Source organism: Nonomuraea sp. CA-141351 (assembly GCF_050944675.1).
In the GTDB taxonomy this organism is placed as follows: domain Bacteria; phylum Actinomycetota; class Actinomycetes; order Streptosporangiales; family Streptosporangiaceae; genus Nonomuraea.
The window spans coordinates 4,422,749-4,437,940 of record NZ_CP191982.1 but is presented as its reverse complement, the minus strand read 5'-3'; the positions used below and the strand labels follow the sequence as shown (position 1 = coordinate 4,437,940).

12 protein-coding genes are annotated in these 15,192 nt (G+C 71.3%); 11 read left to right on the top strand and 1 reads right to left on the bottom strand.

Features of this window, described 5'->3' with window-relative positions; genetic code table 11:
- Positions 1–142: 142 nt before the first annotated feature.
- The 6 genes from ACQPWU_RS21000 to ACQPWU_RS20975 are packed head-to-tail and all read left to right on the top strand — an operon-like array spanning position 143 to position 6,758.
- On the top strand, positions 143–1,960 hold the full coding sequence (locus ACQPWU_RS21000; protein WP_433442508.1) for an ABC transporter substrate-binding protein: 1,818 nt from the start codon (positions 143–145) through the stop codon (positions 1,958–1,960).
- Positions 1,961–1,971: 11 nt separating this feature from the next.
- Positions 1,972–2,982: an ABC transporter permease gene (locus tag ACQPWU_RS20995; RefSeq protein WP_433442506.1), complete on the top strand. Its 1,011-nt coding sequence runs from the start codon at positions 1,972–1,974 to the stop codon at positions 2,980–2,982.
- Entirely contained in the window at positions 2,979–3,878 is a 900-nt protein-coding gene (locus ACQPWU_RS20990; protein WP_433442504.1) for an ABC transporter permease, read from the top strand. Before ACQPWU_RS20995 ends, ACQPWU_RS20990 begins: the two co-directional genes overlap by 4 nt.
- A 2-nt stretch (positions 3,879–3,880) precedes the next feature.
- The gene (locus ACQPWU_RS20985) at positions 3,881–4,885 is read left to right on the top strand and encodes an ABC transporter ATP-binding protein (RefSeq protein WP_433442502.1); all 1,005 of its coding nucleotides are present in this window, start codon (positions 3,881–3,883) and stop codon (positions 4,883–4,885) included.
- Positions 4,882–5,892: an ABC transporter ATP-binding protein gene (locus ACQPWU_RS20980; RefSeq protein WP_433442500.1), complete on the top strand. Its 1,011-nt coding sequence runs from the start codon at positions 4,882–4,884 to the stop codon at positions 5,890–5,892. The genes ACQPWU_RS20985 and ACQPWU_RS20980 overlap by 4 nt, the downstream gene beginning before the upstream one ends.
- Positions 5,892–6,758 carry a GNAT family N-acetyltransferase gene (locus tag ACQPWU_RS20975; protein ID WP_433442498.1) on the top strand — a complete coding sequence of 289 codons (867 nt, stop codon included), beginning with the start codon at positions 5,892–5,894 and terminating at the stop codon, positions 6,756–6,758. The genes ACQPWU_RS20980 and ACQPWU_RS20975 overlap by 1 nt, the downstream gene beginning before the upstream one ends.
- A 2-nt stretch (positions 6,759–6,760) precedes the next feature.
- On the opposite strand, the gene ACQPWU_RS20970 is transcribed toward ACQPWU_RS20975, so the two are convergent.
- The gene (locus ACQPWU_RS20970; protein ID WP_433442496.1) at positions 6,761–7,873 is read right to left on the bottom strand and encodes an exo-beta-N-acetylmuramidase NamZ family protein; all 1,113 of its coding nucleotides are present in this window, start codon (positions 7,871–7,873) and stop codon (positions 6,761–6,763) included.
- Positions 7,874–7,931: 58 nt separating this feature from the next.
- Between ACQPWU_RS20970 and murQ the strand changes: the two genes are divergently transcribed.
- From murQ to ACQPWU_RS20945, 5 genes are all read left to right on the top strand, one after another.
- Positions 7,932–8,831, top strand: a complete 900-nt coding sequence (gene murQ / locus ACQPWU_RS20965) for an N-acetylmuramic acid 6-phosphate etherase (RefSeq protein ID WP_433442494.1) — start codon at positions 7,932–7,934, stop codon at positions 8,829–8,831.
- A 160-nt stretch (positions 8,832–8,991) separates the two neighbouring features.
- On the top strand, positions 8,992–10,074 hold the full coding sequence (locus tag ACQPWU_RS20960) for a serine hydrolase domain-containing protein (RefSeq protein ID WP_433442492.1): 1,083 nt from the start codon (positions 8,992–8,994) through the stop codon (positions 10,072–10,074).
- Positions 10,075–10,274: 200 nt separating this feature from the next.
- On the top strand, positions 10,275–11,561 hold the full coding sequence (locus tag ACQPWU_RS20955) for an MFS transporter (RefSeq protein WP_433442490.1): 1,287 nt from the start codon (positions 10,275–10,277) through the stop codon (positions 11,559–11,561).
- A gap of 2 nt (positions 11,562–11,563) precedes the next feature.
- Positions 11,564–11,767 carry an MbtH family protein gene (locus ACQPWU_RS20950; RefSeq protein WP_433442488.1) on the top strand — a complete coding sequence of 68 codons (204 nt, stop codon included), beginning with the start codon at positions 11,564–11,566 and terminating at the stop codon, positions 11,765–11,767.
- Complete coding sequence (locus ACQPWU_RS20945; RefSeq protein WP_433442486.1) at positions 11,764–15,189, top strand: condensation domain-containing protein; 3,426 nt, start codon at positions 11,764–11,766, stop codon at positions 15,187–15,189. Before ACQPWU_RS20950 ends, ACQPWU_RS20945 begins: the two co-directional genes overlap by 4 nt.
- Positions 15,190–15,192: the final 3 nt, after the last annotated feature.

Genomic DNA, 15,192 nt, shown 5'->3' with positions numbered 1-15,192 from the left:
GCTCCACTCCGCACACTGATGAAGGAAAGTTACATTAGCCTCACAACCACTGGAGATTATTGACGCGAGTCGGGCGCGATCGTAGTGTCCGGTCAATCCCTACAGATCATCGACAGGTCCCGACATCTCCCCGGAGCGGCAAATGAAACGACTGGCAGCGGTAGTAGCGTTGCTGGGTCTTGCCACCGCGACAGCGGCGTGCAGCGGTGGTTCCACCAACAATTCCAGTGGCTCGGGCGGCGGCGGGCTCTTCACCACGATCGACGTGAACCGGCCCGGCATCGACGCGAGCGGCCCGGCGAACCCATGGGCGCCGAAGGGCAACTCCTTCATCGGCTACAACGCGATGAAGCTGGGATGGGTCAAGAACCATCTGACCGACCCGAACCAGTTCTACCCCGGCATCGCCGCCAGTTGGGAAATCGCCCCCGACAACTCCTCGATCACCATCCACCTCCAGCCGAACGGCAAGTGGTCGGACGGCAAGCCGGTGACGGCCGACGACGTCAAGCTCTCCCTCGGCCTGGCCTCCACGACCGGCAGCACCGCGTTCGCGACCACGCCGGGCGCGGCGGGCGTGGCGGCTGACGTCCAGGTCGTCGACGCCAAGACGGTCAAGGTCACCCAGGACATGAAGAACCCGAGCATGAAGTTCGCCCGGGGCGTCATGGACAACTGGGTCGTGCCCGCGCACGTCTGGGGCAGCCTGCTGCCCGCCGACTTCTGGGACAAGCTCAAGGCCTCCAGGGGCACCGGCGCCGAGGCCGACAAGGACCGCGAGGAGATCCTCGCCCTCGGCCAGAAGGTGCTCGCCTTCGCCCCGCCGAAGGACGTCTCGGCCGGTCCCTTCACGCTGGAGCGGGTCAACCCCGGCGAGGCGCTGCTGGTCAAGAACAAGAACTTCTACAACGCCGCACAGGTCGCACCCGCGCAGGTGAAGTTCCTCAACTACAGCGGCAACGAGCAGATCTGGAACTACCTGACCGCGGGCAAGCTCGACCACGCCGGCTTCACCGCCGCCCCGACGGACGTGATGACCCGGATCAAGAACGCCCCCGGCTCCCAGCTGATCAAGGGCTTCTCGCCGGTCGCCGTCGGCATGGCGTTCAACCAGTCGAAGAAGCCGTACGACAACGTGCACGTGCGGCGCGGCCTGGCCTACCTGATCGACCGCGAGCAGGTGACCAAGGTGGCCTCGCCCGAGGGCGGCACCGCGGCCGTGACGACCTCCGGCATCCACCAGAAGCCCGCCCAGGAGTGGCTCGGCTCCGAGCTGGCGAGCCTTGAGCCGTACAAGCACGACGTGGCCAAGGCCGAGGCGGAGTTCAAGGAGGCCGGCCTGCAGAAGAAGGGCGGCAAGTGGGCGCTGGCCGACGGCTCGCCGTGGAAGTTCACGATGCACGCGCCGTCCGGCTTCTCCGACTGGATCTCCGCGCAGGAGAACATCAAGAGCCAGCTCATCGAGAACGGCGTGGACGCCGAGGTCGTGACCGTGGCCGACTACCCGGTCTACCTCGAGGAGATCGCGGCCGGCAAGTACGACGTCGGCTTCTGGCTGATGGCGCTCGGCCCGGCGCCGTACGACATCTTCCAGCGCCTCTACGGCGCCTCCAACGGCTGGACCAACGTCGCGGGCAAGGTGGCGCACAGCGCTCCCGGCAAGGGCGGCAACTGGATGGGCAGCGCGGAGGAGATCGACGTCCAGGGCGTCGGCAAGGTCAACCCGGGTGAGCTCACGGCCAAGCTGAACGCGGCCACCGCCGACCAGGCCAAGCCGATCATGGTGCAGCTCGCCAAGACGGCCAACCAGGACCTTCCGGCCATCCAGCTCTGGGACTACGTGAACACGCAGTTCACCAACACCAGCCGGTTCACCGGCTGGCCTGAGCAGGACAGCGACCTGCTGCGCCTGCCCGCCGGTGTCTGGATTCAGCTGGGCCTCATCAAGGCCAAGCAGTAGAGAAAGAGCCTATGGTAGTCATCGCACGACGACTCGCGGGCCATCTGGCCCGCGGGATCGTCATGATCCTCGTCGTAGCCACGATCAGCTTCTTCATCGTGAGGAGCATCCCCGGCGACCCGGTCGCCGCGAACGTGCAGAAGCTGATCCAGTCGGGCATGGACCCCCAGGCGGCCGAGCAGGCGACGCGCGTGCTGTACGGGTTCCAGCCGAAGGGCTCGCTCTGGGAGCAGTACACCCAGTACATGGCCGGCCTGGTCCACTTCGACCTGGGCCAGTCGGTCACCCACGCGGGCGCGCCGGTCACCCAGGTGCTGGGCGAGGCGGCCAAGTGGACCGTTCTGCCGGTGCTGGCGGGAACGCTGCTGAGCTTCCTGGTCGGCATCGTCATGGGCGTCTACGCGGCCATCAAGCGCTCGGGCAAGCTCGGCGACATCCTGGCCGTCTCGGGGTCGCTGCTGCACGGCGTGCCGCAGTACGTGCTGGGCCTGCTGCTCAGCGCGATCTTCGCGACGCTGATCCCGATCCTGCCTGCCGACGGGCCCGTGGACATCCTGTTCGAGCCCGGGTTCAACGCCGGCTACATCGGCTCGCTGGTCGAGCACGCGGTGCTGCCGGTGCTGACGTACGCGCTGGCGGCCTACGGCGGATGGATCCTGGCGATGAAGTCGAGCGTGGTGACCGTGCTCGGCGACGACTTCATCCTGGCGGCGGAGCTGCGCGGGATGAAGCGGTCGATCATCTTCAGGTACATCGCGCGCAACGCGATCCTGCCGCTCTTCACGATCCTGGCGCTGTCGCTCGGCGTGCTGCTCGGCGGCGCGGTGTTCATCGAGCGGATCTTCAACTACCCGGGACTGGGCCTGCTGCTCCTCGACAGCATCACCATGCGTGACTACGCGCTGATGGGCGGGGCGTTCCTGCTGATCACGGTGTCCATCATCGTGGCGAACATCATCGCTGACCTGTTCTACTCCGTGATCGACCCGCGGGTCCGCAGCGGCGAGGAGGTGTCCGGATGAGCGTGCTGCTGGAGAGCTCGTCGACGAGCGCCACGATGCGCCGCAACTTCTGGGCGGGCGTGTGGCGGGTGATGAAGCGCAAGCCCAGCCGCATGGTGGGCGTCGTGCTCATCCTCGGGTTCGTGTTCATGGGCGTGTTCGGTCCGATGTTCTACCCCGCCCAGCTGGACCGCGACCCCAACCTGATCACCAGGCCGCCGAGCTGGGAGCACTGGCTCGGCACCGACGACCAGGGCAGGGACGTGATCGCCCTGGTCGTCACCGGGTCGCGGTACGTGCTGCTGGCCGCGCTGGTGACCGCCGTCATCACCGTGGTCGTGGGCGCCGGCATCGGGCTGTTCTCCGGCTTCAAGCGGGGCCGCTGGGACAACGTCCTCATGCGGATCACCGACATGAAGTTGACCATCCCCGGCCTGCCGCTGCTGCTGGTGCTCTCCACCGTGTGGAAGTTCAGCAGCGCGATCCAGATGGGCCTGGTGCTGGGGCTGCTCAGCTGGGGTGGCGTGGCGCGGGCGGTGCGCTCGCAGACGCTGTCCCTGCGCGAGCGGGGCTTCATCGAGGCGGCGCGCGGGCTCGGCCTGTCCACGACGCACATCGTGAGCAAGGAACTGCTGCCGAGCATGGCGCCGTACATCGCGATGAACATGCTCATCGCGGTCACCGGCGGCGTCTACGCGCAGGTCGGCCTGTTCTTCCTGGGCGTGCTGCCGTATGAGTCGAACAACTGGGGCCAGATGCTCAACACGGCCGTGTTCCGCTCGGGGGCGCTCACGGTGCCCAGCGCGCTGGGCTTCCTGATCGGGCCGCTGCTGGCGATCCTGCTGCTGACGCTGGCCATCGTGCTCGTGGTGGACGCCATGGACGAGATCTTCAACCCCCGGCTGCGTGAGGAGTAGCAATGACTCAACAAGCGCCGGGAGTGCGCATCGACGGCCTCACGGTCGTCTACAAGACCCCCGCGGGCGAACTGCCCGCCGTCAGGAACATCAGCCTGGCCCTGGAGCCCGGCTCGATCACCGGCATCGTCGGCGAGTCGGGGTCCGGCAAGTCCACGCTGGCCCTGTCGCTGCTCAACGCCGTCCAGCCGCCCGGCAGGATCGCGGCGGGCAGCGTCGAGATCGACGGGCTCGGCGACGTGGTGGGCCTGCAGGGCGAGCAGCTCCGCAAGGCCAGGGGCAGGCACATCGGGTACGTCTTCCAGGCCGCCCAGAACTCCCTCAACCCGCTCAAGACGGTTGGCAAGCAGCTGCTCGACCTGGGCCGCTCGCACGGCGTCGAAGACCTGCGCGGCCTGGTGCGCGAGGCCAAGGAGCTGCTCGGCCGGATGGGGCTGGACGGGGCCAGGGTGCTGGACTCGCACCAGCACGAGCTGTCCGGCGGCATGCGCCAGAGGGTCGGCATCATGCTGGCACTGGTGCTCAACGCCCACCTGGTGGTGCTGGACGAGCCGACGACCGCGCTCGACATGATCACCCAGGCGAACATCCTGAAGATCATCCGCGAGGTCCACGCGGAGCGCGGCCTCACCACTCTCGTCATCACGCACGACATCGGCGTGGTGGCCGAGGTCGCCGACCGGCTGGCCGTCATGTACGGCGGGCGGCTGGTCGAGCAGGGCCCCACCAGGGAGGTGCTCGGCTCGCCGAAGCACCCCTACACCAAGGGCCTGATCCAGGCCATCCCCCGGCTCGTCGGCGACATCGACGAGGCCCGGGCCCTGCCGGGCCGGCCGCCGACCCTGGCGACCGTGCCGAAGGAGGGCTGCGTGTTCAGGGAGCGCTGCCCGCTGCGCATGGACGTGTGCGACACCGTCGATCCCGACCCCCGTGTCCATCAAGGGGCGGACGGGTCCAGGGTCGTGGCCTGCCACGCCGTGACCGTGAACGTGAAGGAGCCCGCATGATCACTGGGAACGGCGTCGTCAAGACGTTCAAACAGCGCGGCAAGATGCTGGGCGCCCGTGAGGTGCGCGCGCTGCGCGGGGTCGACTTCTTGATCCCGAAGGGCGGCGCGGCCTCGTTCATCGGCGAGTCCGGATGCGGCAAGACCACGCTGGGCCGGATCATCGCGGGGCTGGAGACGTACGACGAGGGCGAGATCCTGATCGACGACGTCTCCATGTCGCCGCTCAAGCCCAAGGAGCGCCAGCCGCACTTCCGCAAGATCCAGATGATCCATCAGGACCCGTACTCGGCCCTGAACCCGACCAGGACCATCCACCAGACGCTGTACGCCCCGCTGAGCCTGCGGGCCAGGCAGACCGGGCGGTCGCGGTCGTGGATCGACGAACGGGCGGCCGAGGTGCTGTCGCTGGTCGGCCTCGACCCGGGCACGGTGCTGTCGCGCTACCCGCACCAGCTGTCCGGCGGCATGCGGCAGCGCGTGGTCATCGCCCGCGCGCTGACCGTCGACCCGGAGATGCTCGTCGCGGACGAGGCCGTCTCGATGATCGATGTGTCGCTGCGGCTGGGCATCTTGGCGCTGCTGAAGGACCTGCGCGAGCGGCTCGGGGTGAGCGTGCTGTTCATCACGCACGACGTGGCCACGGCCCGCTACATCGGCGACGACGGCGAGCTGTACGTCATCTACCGCGGCCAGGTCGTCGAGCGCGGCCCGGTGGACACGGTCATCGCCGACCCCGTGCACCCGTACACGCAGTCGCTGCTGTCCGCGATCCCGGTGCTGCACGGCCTGGAGCAGCCCGGCGAGCAGCCGGTGACGCCGCTGGAGTCGCTGAACGAGAGCCAGTCGGACGAGGGCTGCCTGTTCGCCCGCCGCTGCCCGTTCAGGGGCGAGCGGTGCACGACCGAGCGGCCGCTGCTTCAGCTGACCGAGGGGGTGCCGCAGGAGCACGCGTGCTTCTACCCCGAGCGCCGCAGCGTGATCGCCCGCCCGATGAGCGAGGTGTGATGTCCCACGCTGTACGGGCCGCCGTGTCGGCCACCGACCTCGCCGAGGCGGCACGGATCGCCACCGCCGCGCTGACGCTGGACGCCGCGGAGGCCGCCGACCTGGTGGGCTCCCTGTCGCGGCCGCCCGCGGAGCGGCGCTGGACCGCGCTGGCCACCGACGGCGGCGTGGTGATGGCCTCCCTGTCGGCCACGGATCCGGGCAACGGGCACATCGACCTGCTGGCCGTGCACCCCTCCATGCGGGGGCAGGGGCGCGGGCGGGCGTTGGTGGGGGCGGCCGAGGAGTGGCTGCGGGGCCAGGGGGCGCGGCAGGCGCACTTCACCGGCAACCCGCCGTGCTACGCCTGGCCGGGCATCGACGTACGCTACACCGCCGCCGCCTGCCTGGCCGAGAGCCTCGGCTACGAGCGCTATCACGTCGCCTGGAACATGACGGCCGACCTGGGCGCCGACCTGTCCGTCGAGGACGACCTGCGGCGGCTCGAGGCGTCCGGGGTGCGCGTGCACGCGGCCGACGAGAACCGTGAGGGGGTCGCCGCGTTCGTCCGGGAGCACTGGAACGATCTGTGGGCCTGGGAGGCCACGCACGCGGCCGGGCTGCACTACGCCGAGCGCGACGGGCGCGTCCTGGGCTTCGCCGCCTGGGGCGCCCGGCCGGGCTGGTTCGGGCCGATGGGGACCTCGCCGGACGCCCGCGGGCTCGGCGTGGGACGCGTACTGCTGCGCAGGTGCCTGGCGGACCAGCGGGCCGCCGGGCAGGCCAGCGCCCAGATCGGGTGGGTAGGGCCGTTGCGGTTCTACTCGCACGCCGTCGGCGCGCGAGCGGAACGCGTCTTCTGGCTCTACCGGCGCGATCTGGCGTGATGTCACGTATAGAGCAGTCGTCCTTCTGGTCTTCCTGGTGGCGGGCAGAGGTCCCGGGGGTCCTCGCCCGCGTCCAGGCGGCGGGTGAGCGTGTCGGAGCCCCACAGGTGGTCCATGAACAGGTCGGGGCCCCACCAGCGCAGGTCGTCCGGGTAGAGGGTGCGGGCCACGTACAGCATGGACAGGCCCGTCAGGACGGGCCTGAACGACTCGCGGTCGTGCACGTGGAGCTGGACGCCGCGCACGGGGACGCCGGCATGCTTGTGGAACGTGGGGGTGAACCAGGTCTCCCTGAACCGCACACCGGGCAGTTCCAGCCCGGTCAGCGCGGGGGCGAACCTGGCGTCCGCGTACGGGGCCCCGATCAGCTCGAAGGGCCTGGTCGTGCCGCGCCCCTCGGAGAAGTTCGTGCCCTCGAACAGCCCGGTGCCCGGGTAGACCAGCGCGGTGTCCACGGTCGGCATGTTGACCGACGGCATCACCCAGGGCAGCCCCGTCTCGGCGAACGTCATGTCGCGCCGCCAGCCCTCCATCTCGACCACGCGCAGGTCCACGTCGAACCCGAACAGCGTGGCCAGCTCCCCCGCCGTCCTGCCGTGCCGGACCGGGAGCGGGAAGCGGCCCACGAAGCTGGCGAACGCCGGGTCGAGCAGCGGGCCCTCCTGGACGGTCCCGCCGAGGGGGTTGGGGCGGTCCAGCACCACGAAGCGCAGCCCGAGCCGGGCGGCCGAGGCCAGCAGGTCGTACATCGTCCAGACGTAGGTGTAGAACCGGGCACCCACGTCGGCGATGTCGAAGACCAGCGTGTCCACGCCAGACCCCGCGACCACCCGGTCCAGCGCCTCGCCCTCGATCTTGTGCGTGTCGAACACCGGCAGCCCGGTCTTCTCGTCCACGGCGTCGGCCTCGCTGCCCGCCGCCTGCGCGGTGCCGCGCATGCCGTGCTCGGGGCCGAACAGGGCTGTCAGCTTCAGGCCCGCGGCCAGCAGCGCGTCCGGGGTCGGGGTGAGATCGGGCAGGACTCCAGTGGGGTTCGTGATCAGGCCGAGGCGGGTTCCGCCCGCGAGCGCGGGGTCCGCGGCCAGCCGTTCGGCTCCGGTTCGTACATGTGGCATGCAAGCCATTATCTGAAAGATATTTACAAGCGTGAAGGAGAAGGTGGAAATTAGCGTCATGACTGATCCGCTACCCGAGCTGTCCACCGAGCAGAGCGATCCCCGCTACAGCCAGATCGACCGGCTGCCGACCGAGCAGATCGCCCGGCTCATGAACCAGGCCGACGCCGCCGTGCCCGCCGCCGTCGCGGTGGCCATCCCGGCGATCTCGGCGGCCATCGACGGCATCTCCGCCAGGATGGCCGAGGGCGGCCGGCTGCTGTACGTCGGCGCCGGCACGTCGGGGCGGCTGGCCGTGCTCGACGCCAGCGAGTGCCCGCCCACGTTCGGCACCGATCCGTCGCTGGTGCAGGGCATCATCGCCGGCGGGCCGGACGCGCTCACCCGGTCCGTGGAGGGGGCGGAGGACGACACCGAGGCCGGCGCCGCCGCGCTGAAGGACCTTGAGGTGGGGCCGCTCGACTCGGTGGTCGGCGTGTCCGCCAGCGGGCGGGCCCCTTTCGTGCTCGGCGCGCTGGCTGAGGCGTCCGCTCGAGGCGCGCTCACCGTCGGCGTGTCGTGCAACGACGGCGCGCCGTTGTCGGCCGCCGCCGAGCACGCGATCGAGGTCGTCGTGGGGCCCGAGGTGGTGACCGGCTCGACCCGGCTCAAGGCGGGCACGGCTCAGAAGCTCGTCCTGAACATGATCTCGACGATCTCGATGGTCAAGCTCGGCCGCACGTACGGGAACAAGATGATCGAGATGTCGGCGATGAACAGCAAGCTGGCTGGGCGCGCGCTGCGCATGGTCAGCGACATCACCGGCGCCGACAGCGCGACCGCCGAGTCGGCGCTGGACGCGGCCGGCGGGCAGGCGAAGATCGCCGTGCTGATGATCCAGCACGGGCTCGACGCTGAGGGGGCGCGCGCACTGCTGGAGTCGCACGGAGAGCGCCTCAGTGACGCGCTGAGCGGCTGACCGCGTCCGGCACGACGGGGCCGCCACCACGCGCCACGGCCCCCGCACGACGCGTGACAGCGACGGGCGCCCTGCACGACGGGCGCCCCGGACAGCGGTTGCTCGGGACGACCGGGGCCGGACGACCGGGGCCGGACACGAGGGGACGAGGGGGACGGGGATGGCTGATCGGCTGGGCGCGATCCTGGCGGACGGGGTGCCGCGCGTATGCTCGGCCGCGGTCGCGCTGATCGCCGTGGACGGCCGCGTGGCCGCCGCGGCCGCGACCGGCGAGCTCGTACGCTACGCCGACGCCGAGGGAAACCTGGCCTCGGAGCGCCCGCCCGCGGGGCAGGACTCGATCTTCGACCTGGCCTCGATCAGCAAGCTCTTCACCACGACTGTACTGCTCTCCCTGGCAGAGGAGGGCCGGCTCGGCCTCGATGAGCCGGTGGCCACGTGGATACCGGGCAGCGACGGCCGGATCACGCCGCGCCGCCTGCTCACCCACACGGCGGGCCTGCCCCCGACCCGCCGCATCGACCTGGAGCTGCCGGGCGCGGACGCCTCCGAGCACATGGCGGCGATGCTGGACACGCCGATCACCCACCCGGCCGGCGGCCCGTACCTCTACAGCGACGTCGGCATGGTCATGGCGGGCCGGATCGCGGAGCTGGCCGGCGGCGCGCCGCTCGACGATCTGGTCCGCGCGCGGGTCACGAGCGTGCTCGGCCTGGCCGACACCGGCTACCGGCCCGGAGCCCTGCCGCGGATCGCCGCGACCGAGTGGAAGCGGGAACGCCAGGGGCCCGCGCCGCACCCGGGCGCATCAGCCGGCGGCTGCGTGCGCGGCGAGGTGCACGACGAGACGGCGTACGCGCTGGGCGGCGTGGCGGGGCACGCGGGGCTGTTCGCCACGGCCGGGGACCTGCTGGCCTTCGGCGAGGCGCTGCGGCTCGGCGGCGGGCCCGTGCTGCGCCAGGAGAGCGTGGCCGAGATGCTGCGCGACCAGGGCGCCGAGGGCGCCCCCTTCCGTCACGGGCTGGGCGTGCGCATCGGCGACCCGGGCATCGTGGGGCCGCTGACCGGCGCTTTCGGCCATTCCGGCTTCACCGGCACCTCGCTGGTGGTCGATCCCGCGCGCCGGTTGACCGTGGTGCTGCTGACGAACGCCGTCCATCCCGTACGGGGGCGCGACGGCATCCGCGAATTGCGCCACGCGGTGGCCGCCGAGGCGTCGCGCCTCCGCGACCTCGCCCTTTGACAGGACGTAATTACAAAACCACAAATAGCGTATTGCTCAGCCCGAAACTGTGTGTGAAGGTACCAGTGAGACGGCCGGGAAAGCTCCGGACGGATTGAAGGTTCCTTTCACCAGAAGGGCCTCGGGCACAAATGGATGAACCTCCATCGTCCGCACAAAACCGATTTATCCAGCGATTTGCTGGCATGGGGAGATTCGGCGTGGTCTGGACGGGCCAGGTCGTCACCCTCGTCGGCAATTCCGTATTGCGCTTTTCCCTGGTCATCCAGGCCTGGACCGTGGACCACCAGGCCACCCAGGTCGTGGCGCTGTCGCTCTGCGCGCTGCTCCCCCAGATGCTGCTGAGCCCCACCGCTGGGGCCATCGTCGACCGGTGCCGCAAACGCACCGCCCTGCAGCTCGCCGACGCGGGCGGGCTCGTCGCCGTCGGGGCCATGGCGGCCGTGTACTTCCTCGGCGACCTGCACCTCTGGCTGGTCTACCTGACCGTCGCGCTGCTCGGCGCGTCGGCCGCGTTCCAGTTCCCCGCCCTGTCGTCGGCGGTGCCGCTGCTGGTGGGAAAGGAGCAGCTCCAGCGGGCCAACGGGCTGCTCGCCACCGCCAAGAGCGTGGCCGACGTGGGCGGTCCCGCGCTGGCCGGGCTGCTCGTGCTGACCGGCGGGCTGGGCGCGGTGCTCTGGATCGACCTGCTGAGCTTCGCGGTCGCGCTGGTGACCGTGCGCCTGGTGCGCATGTCCGGCGACGCGCCCGGCTCGGCCACCGAGCGCAAGCGGCTCGGGGCGGACTCGCTGGAGGGGCTGCGCTACCTGTTCGCCCAGCCCAGCCTGCGCGGCCTGATCCTGGTGTTCTTCACCGTCAACCTGGTGATGGTGTTCGGGTTCGCCGTCGTCCAGCCCATGATCCTGGCCAGGACGGGCAGTGACGTCTCCGCGCTGGCCGGCGTGAACGCCGGGATCGGCGTGGGCGGGATCACGGGCGGGCTGCTGCTGGCCGCCTGGGGCGGTCCGAAGAACCGGGTGCGCGGCATGATGCTCGGCGTCGTCGGCATGTGCCTCAGCGCCCAGATCGTCATGGCCGTGGTGCACGGGGTCGTGGCGTGGACGGCGGCCATCCTCGTGGGCGCGCTGATCATGCCGATCGTCAACGGCTCGATGCAGTCCATCATCCAGACCAAGGTGCCGAAGGAACGGCAGGGCCGGGTGTTCGGGGCCGTCATGTTCGTCTCGCAGATCTCCTCTCCGGTGGCGATGGCCTTCTCCGGGCCGCTCGCCGACCACGTCTTCGAACCCCAGGCCGCCTCGGGCACCGGCCTGCCGGGGCTGCTGCGGCCCCTCGTGGGCGCCGGGCCTGGCAGCGGCATGGCGGCGATGCTGCTGATCGCCGGCCTGCTGGGCGCGGGCGCCGCCCTGCTGGGGCTGGCCCGCCGCGCCGTACGCCACATCGACGTGCTGACGCCCGACCTCGAGAAGCAAACCGCGGGAGGCTGACCATGACCACCAATCCGTTCGAGGACGAGAACGGCGCCTACCTGGTGCTGGTGAACCGTGAGAACCAGCACTCGCTCTGGCCCGCCGACATCGACGTGCCCGCGGGCTGGCGGGTGGCCCTGCCGTCGAGCTCCCGCGCCGCGTGCCTGGAGTACATCGAGACGCACTGGACGGACATGCGCCCGGCCGGCCTCACCCAGGCATGACGATGGACGTTTCCCCCGGTCCGAGAACGAGTGTCCACGAGCTCTTCGCCCGGCAGGCGGCGCGGACACCCGGCAGGACGGCGCTGATCTGCGGCGCTGAGCGGCTGACCTACGCCGAGCTGGACGCGCGGTCCTCGGCGCTCGCGGACGGGCTCGACGTGCCGCCGGGCGGCCTGGTCGGGGTCCGCATGGAGCGCGGCGCCGGCCTGGTGGTCGCGCTCCTGGCCGTGCTGAAGCGCGGGGCCGGCTATCTGGTGCTCGACCCGGACTTCCCCGAGGAGCGGCTGCGCGGCATGGTCGAGGACGCCGGCGCCGCCGCGATCCTCTCCCCCGAGGGCGTCGAACGGCTCCCCCGCGCGGCCCGGCACGACGGCGTCGCGTGCGTGATGTTCACCTCCGGCTCCACCGGCCGCCCCAAGGGGGTCGCCGCGCCGCACAGAGCGATCGTGGCCACGGTGACCGGGCAGGAGTACGTGCCGTTCGAGGCGGTGTGGCTGCAGTGCTCGCCGGTCTCGTGGGACGCGTTCGCGCTGGAGCTGTGGGGGCCGCTGCTGTCGGGCGGCACCTGCGTGCTGCATCCCGGGCAGCGCGTCGACCCGGTGGTGATGGGGCGGCTGACCGCCGAGCACCGGGTGAGGTGCATGTACCTGTCGAGCAGCCTGTTCAACGTGATCGTGGACGAGTATCCGGACGCGCTCACCGGCGTGCGCCACCTGATCGTGGGCGGCGAGGCGCTGTCGCCCGCGCACGTCAGGCGCGCCCTCGAACGGCATCCCGGACTGCGGCTGAGCAACGGGTACGGGCCGGTCGAAGGCATGATCTTCATGACCACCCACCCGGTGACCCCGGCGGACGGTCCGGTGCCCATCGGCACGCCGCTGGCGGGCAAGCGCGTGTACGTCCTGGACGGGCGGCTGCGGCCGGTGGCGGACGGGGACGTCGGCGAGCTGTACGCGGCCGGGGACGGCCTGGCCCTGGGCTACCTGGGGCAGCCCGGGCTGACGGCCGAGCGGTTCGTGGCGGATCCGTTCTGGGACCCGGGCGGCCGGATGTACCGGACGGGCGATCTGGTGCGGCGCTCGGGCGGGGTCCTGCAGTTCGTGGGGCGGGCGGACGAGCAGGTGAAGATCCGCGGGTTCCGGGTCGAGCCCGACGAGGTGGCGGACGTGCTGGCGCGCCACCCGTCCGTGGCCCGGGCCGGCGTGGTGGCCAGGGAGGACACGCCCGGCGAGAAGCGGTTGGTCGCGTACGTGGTGGCGGCGGCCGGCACGCGGGTGCACGACGACGGGACGCCGTGGGAGGGGCACGTGGACGTCGAGGCGCTGCGCGCCTATGCGGCGGCCGTGTTGCCGGACTTCATGGTGCCGTCGGCGTTCGTCGTGCTACCCGGCCTGCCGCTGACCCCCAGCGGGAAACTGGACAAGCTCCGGCTGCCCGCACCGGCGTACGAGCGTGGCGGCTCCGGGGCGGCGCGCGACGACGTGGAGCAGTCGTTGTGCGAGCTGTTCGCCGAGGTGCTCAAAGTGCCGCGGGTGGGCGTCGAGGACGACTTCTTCGCGCTGGGCGGCGACTCGCTGATGGTGGCCAGGCTCCTCAGCAGGATCCACGCCGAGCTGGGGGCCGAGGTGGGAGTCAGGGCCCTGTTCGAGACGCCCACGGTGGCGGCGATCGCCGAGCACGTCAGGGAGCAGGCCGGGGCACGCGCACCGGAGCGGGGCGAGCCCGCCGCCCCGATCGCGGAGGAGGCCGCGCTGCCGCTGTCGTTCGCTCAGCGCCGGCTGTGGTTCCTCGACCAGATCGACGCGGGCGTGGCCTACAACATGCCCATGCTGGTACGGCTCCACGGCCCGGTGGACGTCCCGGCCCTCCGCGGCGCGCTGGAGGACGTGGTGGCCAGGCACGAGGCGCTGCGGACCGTCTTCACCGTCCACGACGGTGAGCCCGCCCAGCGGGTGCTGCCGGTCGAGGAGGCCAGACCCGGCTTCAGCGCCGTCGAGGTCCCGGCCGCCGAGCTGGACGGGCGGGTGGCCGAGGCGGCCGGGCACCGGTTCGACCTGGCCGCCGAGCTGCCGATCCACTCCGTGCTGTTCACCACCAAGCCGGACGAGCACGCGCTGCTGCTGGTCATGCATCACATCGCCACCGACGGGTGGTCGCTGCCGCCGTTCATGCGCGACCTGTCACGCTGCTACGCGGCCCGGCTCGGAGGGGTGCCCGCCGAGCTGCCGCCCCTTCCGACCCGGTACGCCGACTACGCGGTCCGGCAGCGCGAGCGCGTGGACGCGCTGGCCGCCACGGAGCTCGGCTACTGGCGCGAGACGCTGAAGGGCCTGCCCGAACGGCTTCCGCTGCCCCGCACGGCGGAGAACGTGGCGGAGACAGCAGGTGCCGCTGACACGGTCGTCAGGCAGATCGGCGCGGAGCTGCACGGGCGGCTGGCCGAGCTGGGCAGGCAGCGCGGGGCCACGCTCTTCATGGTGCTCCAGTCGGCCCTCGCCGTCGTGCTCAACCGGGCCGGCGCGGGGACCGACCTGCCCATCGGGTCGCCGGTCGCCGGGCGGTCCAGCGACTCCGTGGGGGACCTCGTCGGGTTCTTCGTCAACCTGCTGGTGCTGCGTACCGACCTGTCGGGCGATCCGGACATCGGCGAGCTGGTGGCGCGGGTACGCGAGATGGACCTGGAGGCCTTCGCCCACCAGGAGGTGCCGTTCGAGCGGGTCGTACAGGACCTCAACCCGGTACGCCACCCCGGGCGGCATCCCCTCGTGGACGTCGTGCTGGCGCTGCAGAACAACGCGCGGGCCGAGCTGGACCTGCCCGGCGTCGAGTCGCGGGTCGAGGTGGTCAGGACCGGGGCGGCCCGGTTCGAGCTGCTGGTCGACGTGACGGACGACTACGGCCGCGACGGCGCTCCTGCCGGGATCGCCGTGACCGTCGAGTACCGGGCGGCCGCTTTCGACAGGCTCGTGATGGAGTGGCTGGCCGACGCGCTCGTACGGGTGCTGGAAGCCATGGCGGCTGCCCCGGACGCGCCCGTCTCCTCGATCGCGGTGCCGGAGTCGCCGCAGGCCGCGGTGGAGCCGCCATCGGCAGGCGCGTCTCCCGCCTGGCCGGCGAGCACCTCCAAGAGGGCGCGGCGGTGGCCGGGCACCGAGCTGGAGCGGCGCATCGCGGGCGTCTGGGCCGACGTGCTGGGAGTGCCGGGGGTCGGGCTCGACGACGGGTTCTTCGCGCTGGGCGGGAACTCGCTGAGCGCCGTGCGGGTCGCGGCGCGGCTGGCGAGCCAGGGCCTGCCCGCCACCGCCGGGCAGCTCTTCTCCGCCCCGACCGTCGCCGAGCTGGCCACAGCGCTGAAGCAGGCGCTGGAGCAGGCGCCCGGCATCGAACGCATCCCCAGAGCCCCGCGTATCCGCCCCCGGTGAGGA

Excerpts from the sequence above, each read along its gene's own strand:
- ACQPWU_RS20995 (WP_433442506.1), top strand. The coding sequence starts at position 1,972 with ATGGTAGTCATCGCACGACGACTCGCGGGCCATCTGGCCCGCGGGATC.
- ACQPWU_RS20975 (WP_433442498.1), top strand. The coding sequence starts at position 5,892 with ATGTCCCACGCTGTACGGGCCGCCGTGTCGGCCACCGACCTCGCCGAG.
- ACQPWU_RS20945 (WP_433442486.1), top strand. The coding sequence starts at position 11,764 with ATGACGATGGACGTTTCCCCCGGTCCGAGAACGAGTGTCCACGAGCTC.
- ACQPWU_RS21000 (WP_433442508.1), top strand. The coding sequence starts at position 143 with ATGAAACGACTGGCAGCGGTAGTAGCGTTGCTGGGTCTTGCCACCGCG.
- ACQPWU_RS20970 (WP_433442496.1), bottom strand. The coding sequence starts at position 7,873 with ATGCCACATGTACGAACCGGAGCCGAACGGCTGGCCGCGGACCCCGCG.
- ACQPWU_RS20985 (WP_433442502.1), top strand. The coding sequence starts at position 3,881 with ATGACTCAACAAGCGCCGGGAGTGCGCATCGACGGCCTCACGGTCGTC.
- ACQPWU_RS20960 (WP_433442492.1), top strand. The coding sequence starts at position 8,992 with ATGGCTGATCGGCTGGGCGCGATCCTGGCGGACGGGGTGCCGCGCGTA.
- ACQPWU_RS20950 (WP_433442488.1), top strand. The coding sequence starts at position 11,564 with ATGACCACCAATCCGTTCGAGGACGAGAACGGCGCCTACCTGGTGCTG.
- murQ (WP_433442494.1), top strand. The coding sequence starts at position 7,932 with ATGACTGATCCGCTACCCGAGCTGTCCACCGAGCAGAGCGATCCCCGC.
- ACQPWU_RS20990 (WP_433442504.1), top strand. The coding sequence starts at position 2,979 with ATGAGCGTGCTGCTGGAGAGCTCGTCGACGAGCGCCACGATGCGCCGC.
- ACQPWU_RS20980 (WP_433442500.1), top strand. The coding sequence starts at position 4,882 with ATGATCACTGGGAACGGCGTCGTCAAGACGTTCAAACAGCGCGGCAAG.